Genomic DNA, 19942 nt, shown 5'->3' on the forward strand with positions numbered 1-19942 from the left:
TTTGCCGTTTTGACTCCGGACGGGAAAGGAGTAGACGTGCAGCGCGCCGTACGCCGGACGCGTCCGCCTCCCGCGGGCGCGGAAGGCGCTGGGACCGGGCCCGGACCGACCTGCCATGACATTCCTTCCTGCCCAGAAGCCCCATCGCCTTCGCTTGCTCGGCTCGCTCGTGGCGGCCGCCTCCGCGTTGACCTTCGCCCCCGACGCGGCGCACGCGCAGTGCGATCCGCGCGCCGAGCTCTCCGGCTGCATCAACGCGGACAACCTCTGGGTGCACGCGGGCGCAGGGCCATTTCTCTCGCTCGGCACGCCCGTGCTCGCGCCCTCCGGCAAGGCCTCGTTCGGGCTCGCGCTCGGTTATCTCTCGCGGCCGATCGGCCTGCGCGTCGCGTCGACGGATCCCAACGGGACCATCGTGCCCGTCGTCGACAACGCCGTGAACGCGACCTTCCTGTGGTCGTTCGGCGTGCACGATCGACTCGAGATCACGGCCGCCGTGCCGATCACGCTCTACCAGGACGGCACGGGCGCCGGCATCGCGACGGCGAGCGACGACGAGCTGCCCCGAAGCTCGATGCGCGACGTGCGCTTCGGCTTCGCCGCGTCGATCCTGCCGCGTCCTCGCTCGGGCAGCGCCGACGGCGCGAGCGTCGTCGGCCGCTTCGAGATCGCCTTGCCCGCGGGCGACGCGCAGGCGTTCGCGAGCGGCCGGACGATCACGTGGTTCCCGTCGGTCCTCGCGTCGTACCGCCGCGGCCGCTTCGAGGCCGGCGTCGAGGCGAGCGCGCGCATCCGCGGCGAGTCGCGCCTGGTGAACGCGCGCGTCGGATCGCAGCTCGGCGGCTCGCTCGGCGCGTCGTTCGACATCCTGCAAGACGGGTGGCTCACCGCGGCCGGCGAGGCGTTTCTCCTGTACAACTTCGCCACGCAGGCTCCGCCCGCGCGCACGGCCGACCAGCCCGAGAGCCCCGCGTTCATGCCCGCGGAGTGGATCCTCTCGGCGACGACGGCGCCGCTCCTCGGCGGCGACATGTCCTTCACGCTCTCCGGCGGCGGCCCGATCCCCTTCTCGTCCGAGGCCGCGCTCACCACGCCGCGCTTCCGCTTCGGCCTCGCCGCGCGTTACGCGCCCACGGGCCGCGACGTCGACAGCGACGGCGTGCTCGATCGCGACGACAAGTGCGTGAAGGTCGCCGAGGATCGCGACGGCTTCGAGGACGGCGACGGCTGCCCCGATCTCGACAACGACAAGGATCGCATCCCCGACACGCAGGATCGCTGTCGCGACGCGGCCGAGACGGTCGACGGCTTCAAGGACGACGACGGCTGCCCCGATCCCGACGACGACGAGGACGGCGTGCTCGACGAGGCCGATGCGTGCCGTAACGAGGCCGAGGACAAGGACGGCTTCCAGGACGACGACGGCTGCCCCGATCCCGACAACGACGGGGACGGGCTGCTCGACAAGGTCGATCGTTGCCCGAACGGCGCCGAGGACAAGGACGGCTTCAAGGACGACGACGGCTGTCCCGATCCCGACAACGATCTCGATCAGGTCCTCGACGCGGCCGATCAGTGCCCCGACGCGCGCGAGGACCTCGACGGCTTCCAGGACGAAGACGGTTGCCCCGAGGTCGACAACGACGAGGACGGCGTCGCCGACAAGGCGGACAAGTGCCCGCTCCAGGCCGAGACGATCGACGGCAAGGACGACGCGGACGGCTGCCCCGAAGCGGGCGCGAAGTCGCTCGTGCGCTGGTCGGGTGATCGCATCGTCGCGGACGCGCCCGTAAGGTTCGCCCCGGGCAAGGCGGATCTGGCGAAGCCGATGGAGGAGATGCTGCGGCAGATGGCGCAGCTCGCTCTCGGCCACGCTCCCCTCGCCACCATCGTCATCGAGGGGTATGCCGACCGGGCCGGCGACGAGTCGCCGAAGGCCCTTTCGCTCGCCGAGAAGCGAGCGATCGTGGTGAAGGATGCGCTCGTGGCCGCCGGCCTGCCGGCGGATCGCATCACGGCGGCGACAGGAGATTCGGGGGAAAAGCGCGCTGCGACCGTGCAGCAGTTCGAGATCACGGTGCAGCGGGACAAACGAGGAAAGCGTCGATGAACGTCGTCGAATCGAAGGGAATTCGCCATCTCGTCGTGAGAGCCGAGAGCGGCGAGGAGCTGCCGCGCGCACTCGCGCAGGCGCTCGAAGAGGCCTCCGCCAGGGCCGGTCGGCTGTCGGGAACGGGTGTGCTCGACAGCGTCGAGCTCGCGAGCGTGGACGCGGACGGCGCGCGCGTGACGCGGCGGATCGACGCGCCCGTGATGGCCGTCTCGATCACGGGCAACATCGCACAGGACGGCGCGGCCGCGAGCGTTCGGCTCTACGCCACGCTCGTGCAGGAGAGCCCGTTCGGCCTGCAGACGGTCGCCGGCGAGATCGTCTCGGCGCGCGCGCTCTCTCTGGAGGTTTTCGCGACCGCGCTCGATGACGTCGCGCTCGTGCGGCAGGGCGACGATCGCTCGTTCGCCGCTGCCGCGTCGTCGCAGCCGCAGGCGCAGCCGCAACCGCAGGCACAACCGCAGGCGCCCTCCCCTCCCCCGGCGCGCGCTGCGGCGCCTGCCCCGCGCATCACGCACCCGGAGCCGCCCCGCGCGCCCGCCCCGTTCCCTGCGACCGCGACCGCTGCGCCCGCCGAGCTGCCTTCGGCTCCGACGCCGCCCGCGCGGCCGATGCAGCATCGCGACGATGTGGAGGTCTACCCGGAGACGGGAGACCTCGTGAGCCACTTCCACTTCGGCGAGTGCGAGGTCATGAGCTCCGACGGCGAGCGCATCCGGCTGCGGCAGGAGAAGGACGGCCGCGTCCGCGAGGTCGCGCTCGGCATGCTCAAGATCGAGGCGCCGACGACCGACCCCGCCACGGGCAAGCGCCACTTCCGCTTGTCCCGCAAGCACTGACGCCCCAGAAAAACAGCAGCCCGAACGCCGGGTAGGCCTTCCCTACGCTTCGCGCAGTGAGGGCCGTAGGGTGCGCCCCATCGAGGGCGCACCCTCCACCAAATTACCAGACGCGCTGGGGGATGTTGATCGAGTCGCCGGCCTGGAGCGGGACGTCGGGGATCGCGTTGTCGATGATGTCCTCGACGCTCACGACGGCGGCGCGTGTCTTGTCGCCGACCTGACGGCGGATCGTGACCTTGTCGCGGGCGGCCATCTGGTTGAAGCCGCCCGCGAGCGAGATCGCGCGGAGCAGCGTCATGCCTGGCTCGAAGCGCAAGGAGCCCGCGCGCTGCACCTCGCCGAGCACCTCGACGCGCTTGGAGTTGTACTCCTTCACGCTCACGCTCACGATCGGATCGGTCAGGATCTCCTCGTCGATGAGCCGCTTGCGCACGGCCTCGGCGATCTGCTGCGGCTCGAGCCCCGCGACCTTGAGGCGCTTGATGTACGGCAGATCGACCGTGCCGTCGGGCGCGACCGTGAACGCCGTGGGCAGGTTGTCCTCGCGCACGATGCGCATCTCGAACATGTCGCCCACGCCGATGGTCGCGTTGCTCACGGGGGCTGGCAGATCCGCGGGGCGCGGACGCCCGCCGCAGGCGACGAGCATCGCAGCGAGCGCGAGCGTCGCGAGGAGGTCGCGCCTCCGCATCACATGAGCCAGCGGGCGCCCAGGTAGGCCTCGAACTGCTGCCACTGGAGCTTGTCCTCGCCGATGCCGGGGATGGTGAGAGAGTTGTCGCTGATGCGCGTGTTGTAGCGCAGCGTCGTGTTGATGCCGAACGCGTCCTTGAAGCGATATTCGGCGAAGCCCGAGGCGTCGATGCGGATGTCGGTCCAGGGGTTTTCCTGGATGCTCTGCGTGTTGATCGCAGGGTTCACGAGCGCGCCGACGCCGGCGTCGACGATCACGACGAAACGACCGCCGAAGAAATACGTGAGCTTCAGGTAGCCGCGATCGCGCTCGAAAAACGAGCCGATGTACGAGTCGAAGAAGTCACGCGTGAAGCCGAGCGAGACGGACGAGAGCGTCGTGCTCGCGGCCTGCGGATCCGAGCTCGGGTTCGGCGTGAGGAAATAACGGAGCTCGGCCTGGCCGATGATGCTGTCGAAGTCCTGGACGGTCTCTTCGGTCTCGGTGGAGCTCGGGTCGTAGAAGCTCGCGCCCCAGCCAGCCATGAGCAGCGCGCCGAAGTTCTTCGTGATGAGGCCGTTGTAGCCGATCTGGACGCGGAGCGGCGTCGAGCCCGTTTTGTCGCTCGGATCGAGGTACTGAACGATGCCGATGCGGGCGTCGTAGAGGAGCGCGGAGCGCGGCAAGAAGCGCCAGCGGCCTCGCGTCTGGAAGGTGTGGTGGATGTTCGTCAGGCCGGTGAAGCGGTTCGACTCGAACACCGTGCCGGCGAAGTTGTAGCCGATGCGCCAATCGAGCAGGCCGCTGCCCGGGTTCCAGACGAGCTCGGCACCCGCGTTCGGCGTGAAGCGGTTGTAGCTCTCGGAGAAATCCTCGCGGATGACGCCTTCCTGCGTGGGCTGGATGAGGCGTCCGACGCTCGCGTAGATCGATCCGGACCAGGGGCGCGAGGGCAGGATGTTCAGGCGCACGTCGAACAGGCCGCTCAGGTTGCGCTGCTGCCACATGCGCTCCTTGCCCTCGGCCGGGCCAGAGACGGGGAAAAACTCGTTGTAGGTGACCGAGAGCCCGCCCGAGAACTCGGCCGTGGGCGGGGCCTGCGTGGTGGAGCCGCCCTTGCGTTGCGGGCCGAGCGTCGAGAACGAGAACGACGGCGTGACGCGCAGGCGCATCGCGCCCACGGGCTCGCCCGCCGCGTCGCCCTCGCTCGCGCGCAGGAAGAAGTTCGAGTCGTAGCCGAACTCGAGGGCCACGCCCGGGTGCAGCTCGTAGTCGCCGACGCGGTAGCCCGGGCCCACGGTGAACCGGCGATCCGCGAGCCAGGGTTGGTCCTGACCGAACGCCGTGGCGGGCGCGAGGGTCGCGAGGGCGAGAGCCGCAGCCAGGGGCTTGGGGCGCAGGACGCCAGAGGCGATCCGTAGCCCCAAACGTTGGAACAGGCCGCGCGTCTTCATGGGATCAGGTGAGGCTGAGGCGGTCCGGACAAACGCGTCACTTGATCACGCTCGCGGAGGGCGGCGGCTCCTGGATGATGATGGGAGGCGGGTAAAACGCCGGATCGTCGGGGATCCCGGGATCGATCTGCGTGACGGTCGACGTCTCGCCGAGGATGTCGGCGTCTTTCCCGATGCACTGGTTCGCCTCGGCGACGAGCTGCTCGACGCGCTGCCGCAGGACGCCGAGGATCGTGAACTCGTGGGACGACAGATCCGCGTCGTCGCGCTTCACCGCGAGATCGAGCGACTGCCGGCGCTCGCGCGCGCTGCGCAGCGTCACGTCGATCTGGTTGAGTTTGTCGTTCAGGCAGAGCGTCTTGACCACGTCGCGCTGCGCCCGCGCCTCTTCGAGCAGGCGCCGCACGGAGCTGCGCGCGCTCTCCATGCGGGCGAGGTACGTGTCCGTCTCCTGAAGCTGCTGCGCGGGCGTCAGCGTGACCTGACGCTGCAATCCCGCGTTCGTGTCGGGCGGCGCAGGGGGCGCGCCTTGCGCCTGCGCGGACGCAATGCCGGCCGCAACGAGCAGCGAAAGCGCGCAAAGCGCGCCGAAGCCGAGCATCCGTTCTCGCTGCATCGAAGTCCTCCGAAGGGCCAGACGGGGTCACTATAGAAGCGGGCGAGCGCACCTGTCAACGCGAGCAGGCGAAGAAACCCCGGGAAATCCAGCCGTTTGCGCGGCGGGTCCGCGATGGTCTCTCGGGCATTCTGTTGCGGCGCGGGGGAGGAACATTCACGCGCCCTGGACGCGAGCAGGATCGAGGCGCGCGATCACTGGCTGACGAACGAGACGGGGATGACGACGGTCGCGCCTCCGCCCTCGGGAGGCGAGAACTGCGCGCTCTGGACGCGCGCCACGACGCAGGAGATGACGTCGCCCGAGAGGCCACCGCCGCCCGAGGGCGACGCGGAGAGGACCTCGCCGTTCGGGCCGATCTTCGCAGTGATGCGCACCGAGCCCTTCATCGTCGGGTCGGCCTGCAGGCCGCGGTTGTAACAACGGCGGAAGCCCGCGGCCATGCCGGCCACGACGGACGAAGCGTTCGCGACGTTGCCGCCGGAGACCGCTGCGCCGCCGACGTTCGCGCTGCCCGTCGGACCCTTCACGGTCTTCGCCGCGCCCTGCGAGCTCGCCGCGGTTGCCGCCTGCGTGTCGCCGATGCTCGCGAGGCCGCCGCCGCCGGCCGCGCCGGGGCGAACGGTGCCACCGCCCGCATTCCCGAGGTTCAAGCCCGCGATGCCGCCGAGGCCCGCGCCCGCGCCCGAGGCCGCGGCGTTGTCGAGCAGGCCGAGCGGGACGTCGCCACGATCGAGGACACCGGCCGTCGCGTTGCCCGCGGCGTTCAGGGCGCCGAGCATCTGCATGTCGAGCTGGTTCAGCTCGTTGGCGATCGCCGAGGCGCGCGTGTCGCTGATCTTGCCGCCGCCCGCGCCCTTCGCCGCGGATGCGCCCGCCGAAGGCTTCGGCGCCTCGGCCGGCGCCGTCGAGGTCGGCGTGGGCTGCGTGTCGGTCTCCTTCGGCTGCTCGACCGGCGGCGGCGGGGGCAAGCTGCGCACGGTCTCGAGGATCTGCGCGACGTCGACCTCGTCGTTGACGAGCGGATCCATCCAGTCCGAGTAGATGGTGCCGACGGCGCCGAAGTGCAGGAGGAACGAGAAGGCCGCGATGATCGTGGTGGTCCAGTCGATCGACTGGACGAACCCGCCGCGCACCGAGGCGGGGAGCTGCGGCTTCGGCTGGGGCGGCGGCGCGGCGACGAACTGGAAGAGGAAGGTCGTGTCGCCGACGACGATCTTGCCGCGGGCGTCGTCGCTGAGCGGCACCTGGAAGGCCTGCACCTGGCCGAAGCTGACCTTTTTCGCCTGCGATTTCAGCGAGGCGAGGTCACTCACGCCGGTCTTCAGGGCGACGCGGCCGGCCATGCCATCGAGGAAATTCAGCGCGTATTCGTTCCCGACGAGCTCGAACAGCCGGAAGCTCGGCGGCACGTTCTTGCTCGGCGTGACGAACATGCTCTTTTCGCTGGGGCCGATGGTGACGTGGGTGCGCTGCTTGATGATGCGTTCCTCGATCACCTTGCCGCCCTGGACGACCCCGACGCGCAGGACCTTGGGGCCCGTCGCCTGGTTCATGGCCCGCATGACCGCGGTCATCTGACCGGGCTTCGTCCCGGACCCCGTCTGCGTCGTCGTCTGCGTCATGAAAAGGGCCTCCGCCTGGGGCGATGAAGACGCCCAGCCGACACGGAAGTTTCAACGGAAGGGTACACAAGCGCGGGAGATCGGTAAAGCACACGGCTCACGCGCCGCGTCTTCGTCCCGGCCGGGGCGCTCGCGGGGGGGCGCCCGGGGCGAGGCGCTCGCGCAGGCCGAGGGCGTCGACGAGCGCGTCCACGGCTTTGCGCTGCTCGTCGGCGAGCTCGCGGGCACGACGACCCAGGGCCGCGCAGGTGGCCGCGCCGCCGAGGCCGAGGACGAGGAGCGCGGGCGCGGCGAACGAGATCGAGCCGGGGCCGAGGAGGACGGTGATCACCGCGAGGAGGAGGCCTCCGTAGGCGGCGATGCGCGTGGCGGCGCCGGGCCAGGATGCGCTCGCGTCGAGGGCGAGCTCGATCTCGGCGAGGAGCTCGTCGACGGCGGCGCTGCGGGCGCCGTCGGATGTGTCGTCGGACGCCTCGATCACCGCAGCGAGGCGGCGCTCGGCGCTGCCTTCCGGCGCACGCGCGGCGAGGGCCGCGGCGCGCTCGTTCATGGGGATGCGCTTCAGCGCGACGAGGAGTTCGGCGGTTTTGCCGGAGGTCGCGCGCCGGACGCGCGCGAGGTGCGCCCACGCGAGGAGCACGGAGGCGAGGGCGATGAGGGCGCCGAGCGCGAGAATCAAGCGTCGAGGCGGGATCGCTTCATCAGAAAGGATCCTTGAAGATGGCCTCCTCGATGCGATCGAGGAACGGCTGTCGCAGCTCGGCCAGCGTGAGCTTGGGCTGGATGCGGCTCACGTCGACCGCGGCGATCGGCTTTTCGATGCGGCCGGTGATCGTGACCTCCGACAGCGTGATCGCGCCGCGAGGTTTTTTGTCTTTCTCCTGGGCCTCCGCGGTTCGTACGGACGAACCGAGGATCACGAGCCCAGCGAGGATCAGCATCGATCTCCTCATGCGCGACCTCCGTTCCACAAGATGCCTCGTCTGGCGCGCGCCGTCCATGTGCCTAGAAGCCCGGGGGCGGCGTGGAGAAAGGCGCGACGATGGTGCTCGTCGGCGTGGGCGCCGGCGCAGGGGGCGGCGCGGGCGGCGGCGCGGGCGCGGCGGAGCTGCTGTCCGAAGGCGCAGGCGGCGGGGCCGCAGAGTTCGCGGGCGGCGGGGCCGCAGAGTTCGCGGGCGGCGGAGCTGCAGAGTTCGCAGGCGGCGGAGCTGCAGAGTTCGCGGGCGGCGTGGGCGGCGGAGGCGGGGCTGCATCGGAAGCGCCAGCATCCGCGTCGCTCGCCGGGCTCGGGAGCGAAGCGACGGGCGCAGGTGCCTCGGCAGCAGCAGCGGCCGCGGCCGAGAGCTCGCCTTCCTTGAGCTTCGCGCGCTGGAGGAGCTCCTCGGAGTCATCGCGCTCTCCCTTGCGTCGGAGCTCTTGATACTTCTTCAGCTCGGCGATCGCCTCGGCGACCTGCTGCTTTGCCGACATGCCCGGGACGCTGGGCGCGAAGAGGTAAAGCAAGGCGAGGTCGTAATGGACCTGCGGCATGGAGGCGTCGCGCGCGAGCACCCACTCGAACTCGCGCTTCGCGTCGCCGTAACGGCCGAGCAAGCGATACGTGTCGCCGAGCGCGAGGTGCGCGGGGAGGTTGTCGCCGTCGTAGCGGACCGCGCCCTCGAGGAGCGGGAGCGCCTCCTGGCCGTTGCCCGCTTCGAGCAGCATCGCGGCGAGCTGCACGCGCGCCTCGACGAGATCGGGCCTGCGTTGCACGGCGCGGCGGAAGTTGTCCATGGCGCCGGCGCGCTGGGATTGCTCGCGCAGGATGAGACCGCGCAAGAGCAGCGCTTCGGGGTTTTCCTTGTCGCGCGGAGGGTTGTCCGTGCCGAACCCGTCGAGGATCGCCTGGAGCGCGTAGAGCGCGAGATCGAGCCTGCGGTTGCGATAGTGGTCGCGGGCGATCACGACCATCGCGGGCCGGTAATCCGGGTTCAACTTGAGCGCCTCCTGCGCGAGGCGTTGCGCCGATCCAGTGTCCTTCTGCAGGCTCTTCACCTCGGCGAGCGTGGCCGCGACCGCGGCCGAGCGCGGCATGATGGCGCGCTTCTCGGTGAGCAGACGTTCGGCCTCGCCGAGGTTGCCCTTCCGCGCGAGCAGCATCGCGTAGGCGATGATCGCCGGCTCGTAGTCGGGCGTGATGGAGAGGGCCTTCTGGTAGCTCGCCGCGGCCTCGGGCTCACGCAGGCGCTCCTGCACGGCACCGAGCGAGTAGTGCGCGTGGGGCGCGCGCGCGTCGGCCTGGATGACCTGCTGGAAGAGGCCCTTCGCCGCGTTGAGATCCCCCGCGGCGAACGCGGCCATGCCCTGCTGATAAGGCCCGGCCGCGGCCGGCGGGAGCGGCGCGGGCGTGGGCGGCGCAGCCGTGAGCGGCGGCGGCGCGCTCGGCGTGACGCTCGGCGTCGGGTTCATGCCCACGATCGGCGGGGGTTGGCCCATCTGCTGGCCCCACGGGTTCATGCCGTTCGGGCCATTCGGGTATGCGGCCGAAGGTTGCGGCGGCGTCTGCGGCTTCTGCTGCGAGGTCGTCTCCTCGCAGGAGGCCGCGACGAGCGGAACGAGCGCGCACGCGAGAGCCACGAAAACCAGGCGAGGCGAACGCTTCATGGCAACGTCACCGGGAGCGGCGCGGGCAAGCCGTCGGGCTGGAGCGCGGGCGCCATGCCCGGCCGCGTGCGCAGGAACATGCCGTCCTGATACTGGAACGGCTGCCCCGTTTCGGGATCGATGATGCCCTGGCTCATGTCGCGGATCTTCGCGTCGCCGAGGATGTCCGTGAAGAACGCGAGCCTCTGGATCGCGTGGTCGACCTCGGGGTTTCGCACGTTCCACGCCCGCGCGTAGACCACGGCCTGCACGTAGAACTTGATCATCGCGCGGTCGGCGTCGTTGAGGAGCCGCTCGCGCGCCTCGCGCCACTGCTCGCGGCGCTTCTGGCGGATGGCGTCCGCGGTCTCCTGCAGGTCCTCGCGATCGCTCGTCTCCGCGAGCTTGAGGAGCTTCTCCTCGCGGTCGGTGTAGAGCTTCAGGCCCGGCGGGCGCGTGTTGTAGAGGCCCGTGCGGCACGAGTCGTAGAGCGAGCCCTGCCGCGCGAAGGCCGCGACGGACAAGGCGCGCGACTCGTACGTCTTGATCACGGACTGCAGGTCGTTGAAGTGCGTGTCGCCCGCCTTCTTGAGGTCGTCGGAGTACGTCTTGACGACCTTGTCGATGACGCCGGCGTAGCGGTGGTGGCCGGCGTCGTAGTCCCACGACTGCCGGAGCCGGTCGTTGACGACGCCGTAGGCGCACTCGGCGGCCATGTCGGCCTGCATCGTGCCGAGCGCCTTCTTGCCGTCGACGGCGGCGAACGCCTTGAACTTGTCGAACGCGCCGGTGGTGTTGCGGCACCACTCGAACGCCTTCGGATCACCGGCCGCCTTGCGCATCTTCGCCGCGTGATAGGCCGCCTGGACGAGGAACGGCGTGGCCGCGGGCGTCAGGCGGTTCATCTCGTAGTAGCCCTCCATGGCGTCCATGGCCTTGACGCGCGCGGCCTTGTTCGCGCCCTCGTCGAGCCCCTTCTCGTCCCACGCCTTGAGGTCGGCCGAGGCGACGATGTAGTCGATCTCGGCCTTCTGCTCGATCGGCGCCTCGAGGTTCAGGAACGCGCTCCGCGAGGCGATCATGCGATCCCGCTCGCCCACGTTCGCGTAGAGGAGCACCGCGCTCCGGGCCGCCTCGCGCCGCGCCGGTTTTTCGAAGCGGGCGTTGCGCGAGATCGTGTCGTACGTCTCGGCGGCGCCGCGGTAGTTGAAGAAGAGCACGTACGCCGCGCTGAGGGCGTCGTAGGCCTGCTTCAGGTACTTCACGCGCTCGGCGTAGCGCTTCGGATCCGCGGGTTTCGGCGGCTTCGCGGCCTCGTCGCCCTTCTCCAGCTTCGAGAGGTTCGCCTCGCTCCCGTACTCCTTGATGAAGAGCGTGTACATCTCGATGGCCTGGTCGTAGTCGCCGACCTGCTTGTAGCAGTACGCGCCGTTCATCGCGGCCTCGGGCGCCTCGTCCCGCGCCGGGGCCTTCTCGAGCGCCACGCGGTAGAGCGCCGCCGCCTCGCGCCATGCCTGCACGCGCTCGGGGCCGTCGGGCATCTTCTCGGCCTTCTCGAACTTCGCCGCGGCGTCGACGTAGTAGCCGCGCGAGATCGTGGGCTGGGCGATGCCCGTCTCCTTGAGCTTCTGCTCCTCGCTCACGGCGCAGCTCTTCGTCATCGCGGCCTCGGCGAGCGCGCGCGAGCGCGGCACGTCGTTGTCGAGGTTCGCCATCGTCGTGAGCTTTTCCCAGGCGAGATAACCGAACGGCGTCTTGCCGCACTGCTCGGCGTAGATCGGCTCGAGCCTGCGGCGCGCCTCGGGGAAGTTGCCGTAGAGGAAGAAGAACTCGGCCGACTGGTAGGCGTAGAGATCGCTGTTCTTCTGATCCTGGTTCGTCTGCGGATCCCGCGTCGAGAGATCACTCGCCGGAGGCACGCGCTGGATGTACTCGTCGCGCGCAGCGACCGCGTCCTTGATGACCTTCGGCAGCTCCTCGGTGACGACCTTCTGCTTGTCGTTCTCCGTGACGATCTTGAGCCCCGTGCGTTGCTCGATCCCCTCTTGCCCGCCGGTGCGCTTGTGGAGCTTGTACTGGTCGAGAAGCGCCTGGTACGCGGTGTCGACGACCATGAACGCCGCGGGCTGGAGGTGCTTGTCGTCCTCGTTCGAGTCGCGGACGTCGACGGCGGTGCGCCGCGCGGTCTCGACCTCGTCCGCCGTCGGCGAGCGATCCATCGCCACCTGGATCACCACGACCATGTGGTTCGCGTCCGCGAGCCAGTAGCGGCTGTCGTAGGCGTCAGGCGCGTTCTCGTCCTCCTGCAGGACGCCCTGCCAGCCGAGCGCGGCCATGCGGTACTCGGAGAGCGCGCGTTCGAAGAGCTTGGTGCGCGTCTCCTGCTCGCCGCTCTGGATCGCCGCGTTCACGAGCGAGCTGCCCGCGTTCGTGTGATCGGCCGCGGCGCGCCTGAGGCCGCCGCGCACGAGGCGCTCGGCGGTCTGGATGGCCTCGATATCGTCTTTGTTCGCCTCGACCCACGGCGTCTTGCCGACGTAGTTCGCGAGCTTCGTGCGCGCGTCGAGGGCTTTGGCCGCGTTCTCCGCGCGCTCGGCCGTGCCCTCGCGCGACTGGCCCGTGAGCGTGTCGTAGATGTCCGCGATCTGCGCCTGCATGACGGGCGCGTCGCGGTGCATCGGCCACTTCTTGAGGATGAGCTCCGAGACCTCGATCGTGTTGCGGTACTGGTTCAGCTCCTTGAACTCGGCCGCGAGCGCTTTGTAGATATCGACGGTCCACTTGCGATCCTGCGGGATGAGCGCCGCGTTCTGCACGCGCTCGATCGCGATGCGCATCTTCTGCTCGCGGATCCGAGGGTCCTGCTCGAGGTCGAGGATGTCGCTGCGCGGGACGAAGGGCTCGTCGGCCGCGGGTCCCGTGAAGTCGAGGAACGTGAGCGCGCCGGCGATGTACGTGTACGACTCGCCGCGGAAATCCGTGCCCGGATCGCCCGTGAGTTTTTCCTGTTCGTCGGTGTACTTGAGCAGCTCGACGAACTGCCGGACGCTCGTCTCGTAGCGGAGCTGCTTGAAGTACGTCCAGGCGAGCTTGTACATCGCGACGCCGTAGACGGGCGGCTTCTTGTACTGGAGCGATCGCGTGTACGCGACCTCGGCGCGGTTCAAGCTGAAGGGCCCGCCGCCGGGATCGATCTCGTTGAAGTGGTAGTCGCCGATGAGCCACCAGACCTCGGCGAGGTACCGCGGCTCCGCGCCCTCCGCGACCTTCTGCGGGATCGGCTTGCAGCCGTCGGGGTACGGGTTGACGAAGACGAGCTCGTCCTCGATCGCCGGCGCCTCCGGCTCGGGCTCCGGCTCCTTCTGCTTGCCCTTCCCCTTGGTGTTCGTCTTCTTCGGTGGTGGCTGCGCCGCCTTGCGTTTCGCGGCCTCGCCGATGGGGATCGGGTGCCGCGCCTCCCAGCCGAGCCAGTAGTCGCGATCGTGATCCTGCGGGAGCTTGCCGACCACGTCGCGCGTCGGATCCTTCGGATCCGTAGGAACGGGGTACGGGTAGCGGTCGTGGCAGACGAGCGACCGGAAGACCTGCTGCGCCTCGAAGATCCGCGCCGAGTCGTTCAGCGCGTGGCCGAGGTAGTAGTAGACGCCGGCGAGCTCCTTGTACTGCGGGAACTCGCGGATGATGCGCTTGTAGAGCGCGATCGCGGGCCGGAGGCCGATGGCGAGATCGTCGGAGACGTCCGTGTCCTCGCGGGCGCGCTCCTCGTAGAGCGCCGCGAGGCGGAACATGGCCGTGGGCGTGCTCTCGGGATGCGCGTTCCGGCCGCTGTACGTCTCGACGAACTTTTCGAGGCGGCGGATCGCCTCCTCGCGCGCCGTCCGGAGATCCCTCTGCTCGACGTCGATCTCGCGATCGAGCGCGGCGATGACGCGGCGCCTTCGCTCTTCGTAGTGCTGCTGGATGATCCGCGTGATCGAGGAGCGGTAGTCGCGCGCGGCCTGCTCGTACACCGCGGCCTCTTTCTCGAGCTCCGCGAGCACCGCGACCTGCTCGGGCGTGGGAGGAGGAGGCGGCGGCGCCTGCACGCGCGGCTTGAACGCAGGCGTCGGAGGTGGGATGGGCGGCGCGCTCGCGGACGTCGTGGGAGCCGCGCTCGGAGGCGCTGCGGTGGGAGGCGCAGCGCTCGATGGCGCCGTGGGAATCGCGCCCGGAGGGGCCGTGGGCGTCGCGGCCGGAGGCGTCGTGGGCGCTGCCGTCGGCGGAGCGGTGGGCGGCGCCGTGGGCGCTGCCGTCGGAGGAAAAGGCTGCGGCTGCGACGCGGCGCTTCCCGCGACGCACGTCGCCACGAGGAGCGCGAGGATCGACGACGCGCCGCGACCCGACCGCGACGAAGAACGACGAAGCACGCTCATTTGCCCTCCGTCTCGGGCGCGCCGCTGTCGTCGAGGACCTCGTCGAGCTCCTCCCGCAAGAGCTTCTCCTCGCGCGCTCGCTCGACGCGCAGGCTGCGCACGCGGGTCATCTGCTCCTCGCGAACCTCCCACGCCTCCTCGGTGATGCCCACGTCCGCACGCAAGACGATGCTCCGCAGCCGGTCGCGCACGAGGCCGAAATTCCGCATGGCCACCTCGCCCACGACGCCGCGCGCCTCCTTGTCGAGCCGCTCGAGCTCCACCTCGTACCCCACCACCGCGGCCGTCTCGCGCGCCAGGATCGCCCGTACGTCCGTCGTCCTCCGCGCGACCTCGCGCTCGAGCTCGCTCAGCGCCGCGAAGACCTTCGCGTCCGTCTCGTCGCCCTTCTGCAGGAGCGGCGCGACGCGCTTGGCGTAGGCGGCGAGCGACGCGCCCCCCTGCCCCGCCATCGCGAGCTGAACCTCTCGTACGATCGCCTCGCGGTACGCCTGCCGCACCTGCGCATCCTCGATGAAGCGCTGATCGCCGAAGCCGACCTGCATCTTGCCGGCGCCCACGAGCTTGCGGAGATCCGCGATGTGCTTGCGGTAGATCGCGAGATCCCGCTCGTGCGCGGCGAGTTCCTGCTCGAACCGCGCGACCGCCGCCGGATCCCGCACGACGCCCGCCTGCGGCGCCTCGCGCAACATGCGCCGGAGGCCGTTCACCTGCGCCTGGAGCGAGTCCACCTCGAGCGTCATGCGCTGGACCGACTGCGACGCGCCGTTCCACTGCTTGAGCGCCTGCCCCTCACGCTCCTGGAAATCCGAGTCGTTGACCGGGATGAGCCCGAGCCGCTTCTCCAGCGAGCGGCGGCGCGCGCGCACCTGTCCGATCTCGCCCGAGAGGGCCGAGGACTCGACCTCGTCCATGCCCTGTCCGATCGAGAGCCGCGCGAGGCCCACGCGGTTGATGAGCCCGAGCGCCTTCTCCTCGCCCGCCTTGAGCTCGGGGAACGCGCGGACGCGGTTCGTCGAGGCGACGACGGCATTCAGCTTCTCGATGAGATCGTTCGACTGCTGAATGAGCTCGCGGCACTGCGCGATGCCCTCGATCACGGCGAACGCGGCGGGGCCGTCCTCCGCCTCGCGCGCCCACTGGATCGCCAGCGTGGGCAAGCCGGAGCTCGAATCGAGGACGTCGAGCTGCTCCTGGCTCAGCTTGTCGTAGTAGACGGCCGGATCGCTGGTCGAGCCGAGGAACGCGTCGACGCGCGCGCGCATCGGATCGTAGTTCGCCCGGACGCCCTCGTAGACCTTGAGCGACTTTTCGAACTGGCCCGCGCGCAGCATGAGATCGGCGCGGAGCAGCGAGCCGTCCGCGATGTTCTGGCTGTTCGGATCCGCGACGGAGAGGACCTCGAGCGCCCGCTGCGCGCGCTCGACGTCGCCGAGACGGACGTACACCCAGCCGAGCTCGTACAGCATCGTCCCGAACTCCGGCGAGGAGCGGTCGATGTGGTTGTACGCATCCACGGCCTGCGCCCACTGATCGGACTCGTAAAAGAGCCGCCCGATCGCGAGCCACGCCATGTCGATCACCCGCTCGTGATCCTTCGAGTCCGGGGGGAGCTGCGTGACCTTGCGGAATTGATCGATCGCCGCGACGTAGCGGCTCCGCGGCGCGCGCGGCGGCACCTCGCCCTCGGCGAGGGGGACCGGCGGCGGCGTCGCCTCTTTCATGGCCACGACGCCGAGCAAATACCCCGCCTGATGCGCGTACTCGCTCTTCGGATCGACCGACGCGAGCGCCGCCTTCGCGCCCGCCCAGTCCTTCTTCACGACGAGGCCCTTGCCGCGCGCGTACGAGATCCCGCTCGTCACCGCAGCAGGCGGGAGGCGGTTCATCGCGGCGAAGACGTCGTCGAGGTGCCGGTAGTCCTTCGTGCGCAGCGCGATGTCGACGAGCCGCTCGAGCGCTTTGCTCTGGTAGGACAGGAAGCGTGGCTCCTGCGTGCGGTCCGTGATCTTGAAATAGACGCGCCGCGCCGAGAGGTACTGACGCGACTGGAAGTAGGTCTCGCCGAGGAGCGAGAGCGCGTCGGGGTACGCGGTCGGGTGATCAGGGTACTTTTCGATGATCTCGTTCAGCAGCGTCGCCGCGCGCTCCCAGTCCTTCGAGCCCACGAGGAGCACGGCGTCGGCGATGCGCTGCGCGGGTGTGCGCCCGCGGCCCTTCGACTTCTGGACCGCGTCCTCGATCGCGCGCAGGCCGTTCGACGCGATCGTGATCTGCTGCGAGGCGCCGGTGATCGCCTGCTCGGGGTCGATCGCGTGGGCGAGGCTCGGCGCGAGGGCCGCGAAGGCCGCGACGAGGCCCGCGAGGAGCGCCTTCCGCGTGCGGAAACCGCGTGTGCCGTTCATGCGTGCCCCTTCGGGAAATCGCTCACTTGGCGACGCCCTGCGGCGCTGGCGCGCCCGCGGGGGCGTTCGGATCCGAGAGCCCTTGCGTGACCTTCTCGACGAACCGCACCGCGGGGCGCTCTTCGATCGGCGTGGTCACGCCGCCCTTCTCGAACGACACGATCTGCAGCGTCATCGTCTTGCCTTCGAGCGCTGTGAACGAGTGGTTCGAGCGGACCTCGAGCCGGTAGCCGCGCATGTACGAGAAGACGCCGTAACCGTTGCCCTGCAGGTTCACGAGGACCTGCACGGTGTGATCACCGGGCGGGATCGAGCCGTTGAAGATCGGGATCTCGCCGGCCTCGGCGATCGCGCCCGTCTGATCGGTCTTGTTGTACTGGACGGCGCCGTCGAGGACGACGAGCAGGCGCGTGATCTTGAAGGCGCCCGAGAGCTCGTTCGTGTACTTGAGGTTCGCGCGGGAGCCGGCGCCGCCGCTCGACAGGATCGTGTCGCTGAGCAGCGAGAGCCGCGTGTGACTGCGACGGATGTGCTCCTTCAGCTCGTCGATGCGCTGCTCGAGATCCCGCAGGCGCACGGCGTACGTCTGGCCATCCATGCCGGGCGCGGGCTGCTGCGCGCCGGGCGCGGGCTGCGCGCCGGGCATTCCCGTGGGAGGCGCGGGTTGCATGCCGGGCTGCGTCGGCGGCTGGGGCTGCAGGCCCGGCTGCGGTTGAGGTTGCATGCCGGGTTGCATCGGCGGCTGCTGCATCGGCGGCTGCTGCATGCCGGGCTGCGTCGGCGCCGCGGGGAGCGGGGTTTGGCCGGGCGGAACGGCCTGAAGCGCGCCGGGGCCGGCCGCCGGCGGTGGCGCCGTGGGGGCCTGGGCGAACGCCGGCGCCACGGTCAGCCAGGTTGCCGCGAAGGTCACGGCGAGCGTCTTCGGGAGCAATCGCATGAAGACCAACCCCAATCGTCGAAGGAAGGCGGGAGGACACGCTGTCGCCCGGCCATGCTTGCCGGCCTTCGCAGTGTACGTTCCGGGAGCGCGCTGATGCAACCGAGGACCCTGCGCGTCACGGGGACGTGACGTGGCGTGAATTTGCTGGCGCTCCGTGTCCGCCCTGGCGCGAGGTCTTTCCAAGGCGTCCCGCCACCCAAACTTCGCGGCTCCGCCGGTGTCCCGATCCGGTAAGGTGGCGTCGTGCAGCGACGACCCCCTCCGATCAGAACTTCGGGCCCCGTCGCGCGTCCCATGGACCGATTCAGCGCTTGGGGCTTCGGGTCGCCTGACGGCGCCCTTCGCCCCAAACCCCGATTCGACGCTTGGGGCTTCGGGTCGCCTGACGGCGCCCTTCGCCCCAAACCCCGGTTCGCTCTTCGCCACGGCCCCCTTTCGCCCGCCTCCGCATCCGCGGGAGCGCGAGGAACGAGGAGGTGACGATGGCGAGCATCTCGCGCGAGGAGGTGACCGACGAGGTCCTGATGATGCGGTTCCAGGGTGGTGACCGAGCGGCGTTCGCCGGTCTCGTCCGCAGGCACAAGACGAACGTCTACAACTTCATCCTTCGCCAGGTCCGCGCGCCCCAGATCGCCGAGGATCTCGTGCAGGACGTGTTCGTCAAAATCGTGCAGAACGCGGCCGACTTCAAGCACGAGGCCCGCTTCTCCACGTGGGCCTACGCGATCGCCCGGAACGTCTGCATCGACCACCTGCGGAAGGCCGCGCTCCGGCGGCATCCGTCGCTGGATCAGGCCACGAGCACGGGAAGCGGCGAGGAGGGGCCGACGCTCGCCGAGCGCACGGCCGACGCGCACCCCACGGCCTCGGTCGAGCGGGTCGCGATCGGCGCCGAGCTCGGGCATCGGATCACCCACGCCGTCGAGCGGTTGCCCCCCGAGCAACGCGAGGTCTTTCTCTTGCGGGAGATCGGCAACGTGCCGTTCAAGGACATCGCCGAGATCACCGGGGTACCGGAAAATACCGTCAAGAGCCGGATGCGATACGCCCTCGAGCGCTTGCAGGAAGCGCTCGCCGAGTACGAGGACTACGCTCGAGCCCTGCGATGACGCCGGGCAAGGTGCTCCCATGGATTGCCAGAAGTTCGACCAGGTCGTGATGGATGCGCTGTACGAGGAGCTCGACGAGCTCACGTACGCGGCGCTCCGCCGACACGTGGAGTCCTGCGCGCGCTGCGGCGAGGCCTGGAACGGGCTCCGCGCGACGCGCGAGGTCGCGATGCTGCCGCTCGAAGAGCCGAGCCCCGGCCTCGAAGATCGCATCCTCGCCGCGGTGACGGACGCGCAACGCACGACGCCCTGGCACCGCAAAGCCCTGCGCGCCCTCGCCTGGGCCGGCAGCCACGCGATGCGGCCGCAGCTCGCGATGGCCGCGCTGTTTTTCCTGGTGATCGGGTCGAGCCTGCTCTTGCTCCGCGCCAAACCCGGCACGGTAGGGATCACGCCGGTACGCGTGACCGAGCGCGGCGTGCCCGCGCCGGACGAGGGGGATCTCTCGCAAGCGGCCGCCCCGGCCCAGCCCCCGCCGATGGCCGCGGCGCCCACGCCGTTCGCCGCCGCCGCCGAGCAGCCCGCGGAGGCCGCGAAGAAGGGCAAGGACGACGCAGCGGACAAGGCCGCGGCGAAGGACGCGGACGGCGCGGGGAAGGCGCTCGCGGAGGCGCGCGCCACGCGCGACGGCTCGGGCTGCGACGCGGCGCTCCGGCTGTACGACGACGTCGGCGCGCGTTACCCGGGCACGCCGCAGGCCGCCGACGCGATGTGGGAAGCGGCGCAGTGCCAGCGCAGCCTCGGCAACACGGATCGCGCGAGGGAGCTCTATTCCGCGCTCAAGCAGAGCGACGGGTACAAGGCGCGCGCCGAGGAGGCGCTGAAGGAGAGCGAGGCGCAGACGCAGACGAACAACGCCGGGGGCGGCGTCGTGGCGAACCGCGCCGCAGCTCCGGCTCCGGCGCCGCCGGCCGCGACGACGACGGTCGCGGGCAAGCCCGCCGGCAGGGCCGCGGCAGCCGCGCCCATGGAAAGCGAGGCCAATGAAGCCAAGGCCGCGCCGGGGGGTGGTCCGGGCCGCAACGTGAACGCCGCGCCGAAGCGCTCCTACGAGCCCGCCCCGAGCAACGCCACCGGCTACTGATCGGGGCATCAACGGCCTCCCGAAACCGGGCCGCGACCCGCTAGACTCGG

Annotated in this window: 14 protein-coding genes; 4 read left to right on the forward strand and 10 right to left on the reverse strand. The window is 70.1% G+C overall.

Features of this window, described 5'->3' with window-relative positions:
* Positions 1 to 115 precede the first annotated feature (115 nt).
* Together QHF83_RS07355 and QHF83_RS07360 are read left to right on the forward strand one after the other, a co-directional pair.
* Positions 116 to 2110, forward strand: coding sequence for an OmpA family protein (locus tag QHF83_RS07355; protein ID WP_282417041.1), 1995 nt, complete (start codon positions 116 to 118; stop codon positions 2108 to 2110).
* Positions 2107 to 2949: a DUF296 domain-containing protein gene (locus QHF83_RS07360; protein WP_282417042.1), complete on the forward strand. Its 843-nt coding sequence runs from the start codon at positions 2107 to 2109 to the stop codon at positions 2947 to 2949. Before QHF83_RS07355 ends, QHF83_RS07360 begins: the two co-directional genes overlap by 4 nt.
* A gap of 103 nt (positions 2950 to 3052) precedes the next feature.
* Here the strand turns inward: QHF83_RS07360 and QHF83_RS07365 are convergent, their stop codons facing one another.
* The 10 genes from QHF83_RS07365 to QHF83_RS07410 all read right to left on the reverse strand — a co-directional run bounded on the left by QHF83_RS07365 (position 3053) and on the right by QHF83_RS07410 (position 17696).
* Positions 3053 to 3643 (reverse strand): polysaccharide biosynthesis/export family protein, encoded by a 591-nt coding sequence (locus tag QHF83_RS07365; RefSeq protein ID WP_282417043.1) that lies wholly within the window; start codon positions 3641 to 3643, stop codon positions 3053 to 3055.
* Positions 3643 to 5079: a hypothetical protein gene (locus QHF83_RS07370; RefSeq protein WP_282417044.1), complete on the reverse strand. Its 1437-nt coding sequence runs from the start codon at positions 5077 to 5079 to the stop codon at positions 3643 to 3645. The genes QHF83_RS07365 and QHF83_RS07370 overlap by 1 nt, the downstream gene beginning before the upstream one ends.
* Positions 5080 to 5116: 37 nt before the next feature.
* Positions 5117 to 5695 carry a hypothetical protein gene (locus tag QHF83_RS07375; RefSeq protein ID WP_282417045.1) on the reverse strand — a complete coding sequence of 193 codons (579 nt, stop codon included), beginning with the start codon at positions 5693 to 5695 and terminating at the stop codon, positions 5117 to 5119.
* 194 nt (positions 5696 to 5889) lie between these two features.
* Complete coding sequence (locus tag QHF83_RS07380; RefSeq protein ID WP_282417046.1) at positions 5890 to 7320, reverse strand: AgmX/PglI C-terminal domain-containing protein; 1431 nt, start codon at positions 7318 to 7320, stop codon at positions 5890 to 5892.
* Positions 7321 to 7417: 97 nt separating this feature from the next.
* Entirely contained in the window at positions 7418 to 7999 is a 582-nt protein-coding gene (locus tag QHF83_RS07385; protein WP_282417047.1) for a hypothetical protein, read from the reverse strand.
* A gap of 22 nt (positions 8000 to 8021) precedes the next feature.
* On the reverse strand, positions 8022 to 8261 hold the full coding sequence (locus QHF83_RS07390) for a hypothetical protein (RefSeq protein ID WP_282417048.1): 240 nt from the start codon (positions 8259 to 8261) through the stop codon (positions 8022 to 8024).
* A gap of 64 nt (positions 8262 to 8325) precedes the next feature.
* Positions 8326 to 9963, reverse strand: coding sequence for a tetratricopeptide repeat protein (locus tag QHF83_RS07395; RefSeq protein ID WP_282417049.1), 1638 nt, complete (start codon positions 9961 to 9963; stop codon positions 8326 to 8328).
* On the reverse strand, positions 9960 to 14354 hold the full coding sequence (locus tag QHF83_RS07400; RefSeq protein ID WP_282417050.1) for a hypothetical protein: 4395 nt from the start codon (positions 14352 to 14354) through the stop codon (positions 9960 to 9962). Before QHF83_RS07400 ends, QHF83_RS07395 begins: the two co-directional genes overlap by 4 nt.
* Positions 14351 to 16759, reverse strand: a complete 2409-nt coding sequence (locus tag QHF83_RS07405) for a tetratricopeptide repeat protein (RefSeq protein WP_282417051.1) — start codon at positions 16757 to 16759, stop codon at positions 14351 to 14353. Before QHF83_RS07405 ends, QHF83_RS07400 begins: the two co-directional genes overlap by 4 nt.
* Positions 16760 to 16781: 22 nt before the next feature.
* Positions 16782 to 17696, reverse strand: coding sequence for a hypothetical protein (locus QHF83_RS07410; protein WP_282417052.1), 915 nt, complete (start codon positions 17694 to 17696; stop codon positions 16782 to 16784).
* A gap of 485 nt (positions 17697 to 18181) precedes the next feature.
* Between QHF83_RS07410 and QHF83_RS07415 the strand changes: the two genes are divergently transcribed.
* Positions 18182 to 18808, forward strand: coding sequence for an RNA polymerase sigma factor (locus tag QHF83_RS07415; protein WP_272425093.1), 627 nt, complete (start codon positions 18182 to 18184; stop codon positions 18806 to 18808).
* Between the two features lie 19 nt (positions 18809 to 18827).
* The gene (locus tag QHF83_RS07420) at positions 18828 to 19892 is read left to right on the forward strand and encodes a tetratricopeptide repeat protein (protein ID WP_282417053.1); all 1065 of its coding nucleotides are present in this window, start codon (positions 18828 to 18830) and stop codon (positions 19890 to 19892) included.
* The last annotated feature ends 50 nt before the right edge of the window (positions 19893 to 19942 follow it).

The sequence above is a fragment of the Polyangium sp. 15x6 genome, assembly GCF_029960785.1.
Taxonomy (GTDB): Bacteria; Myxococcota_A; Polyangia; order Polyangiales; family Polyangiaceae; genus Polyangium.

What these genes read in the sequence shown, in the direction of transcription:
- QHF83_RS07355 (WP_282417041.1), top strand. Translation starts at nt 116, where the DNA reads ATGACATTCCTTCCTGCCCAGAAGCCCCATCGCCTTCGCTTGCTCGGC.
- QHF83_RS07360 (WP_282417042.1), top strand. Translation starts at nt 2,107, where the DNA reads ATGAACGTCGTCGAATCGAAGGGAATTCGCCATCTCGTCGTGAGAGCC.
- QHF83_RS07365 (WP_282417043.1), bottom strand. Translation starts at nt 3,643, where the DNA reads ATGCGGAGGCGCGACCTCCTCGCGACGCTCGCGCTCGCTGCGATGCTC.
- QHF83_RS07370 (WP_282417044.1), bottom strand. Translation starts at nt 5,079, where the DNA reads ATGAAGACGCGCGGCCTGTTCCAACGTTTGGGGCTACGGATCGCCTCT.
- QHF83_RS07375 (WP_282417045.1), bottom strand. Translation starts at nt 5,695, where the DNA reads ATGCAGCGAGAACGGATGCTCGGCTTCGGCGCGCTTTGCGCGCTTTCG.
- QHF83_RS07380 (WP_282417046.1), bottom strand. Translation starts at nt 7,320, where the DNA reads ATGACGCAGACGACGACGCAGACGGGGTCCGGGACGAAGCCCGGTCAG.
- QHF83_RS07390 (WP_282417048.1), bottom strand. Translation starts at nt 8,261, where the DNA reads ATGCTGATCCTCGCTGGGCTCGTGATCCTCGGTTCGTCCGTACGAACC.
- QHF83_RS07395 (WP_282417049.1), bottom strand. Translation starts at nt 9,963, where the DNA reads ATGAAGCGTTCGCCTCGCCTGGTTTTCGTGGCTCTCGCGTGCGCGCTC.
- QHF83_RS07400 (WP_282417050.1), bottom strand. Translation starts at nt 14,354, where the DNA reads ATGAGCGTGCTTCGTCGTTCTTCGTCGCGGTCGGGTCGCGGCGCGTCG.
- QHF83_RS07405 (WP_282417051.1), bottom strand. Translation starts at nt 16,759, where the DNA reads ATGAACGGCACACGCGGTTTCCGCACGCGGAAGGCGCTCCTCGCGGGC.
- QHF83_RS07410 (WP_282417052.1), bottom strand. Translation starts at nt 17,696, where the DNA reads ATGCGATTGCTCCCGAAGACGCTCGCCGTGACCTTCGCGGCAACCTGG.
- QHF83_RS07415 (WP_272425093.1), top strand. Translation starts at nt 18,182, where the DNA reads ATGGCGAGCATCTCGCGCGAGGAGGTGACCGACGAGGTCCTGATGATG.
- QHF83_RS07420 (WP_282417053.1), top strand. Translation starts at nt 18,828, where the DNA reads ATGGATTGCCAGAAGTTCGACCAGGTCGTGATGGATGCGCTGTACGAG.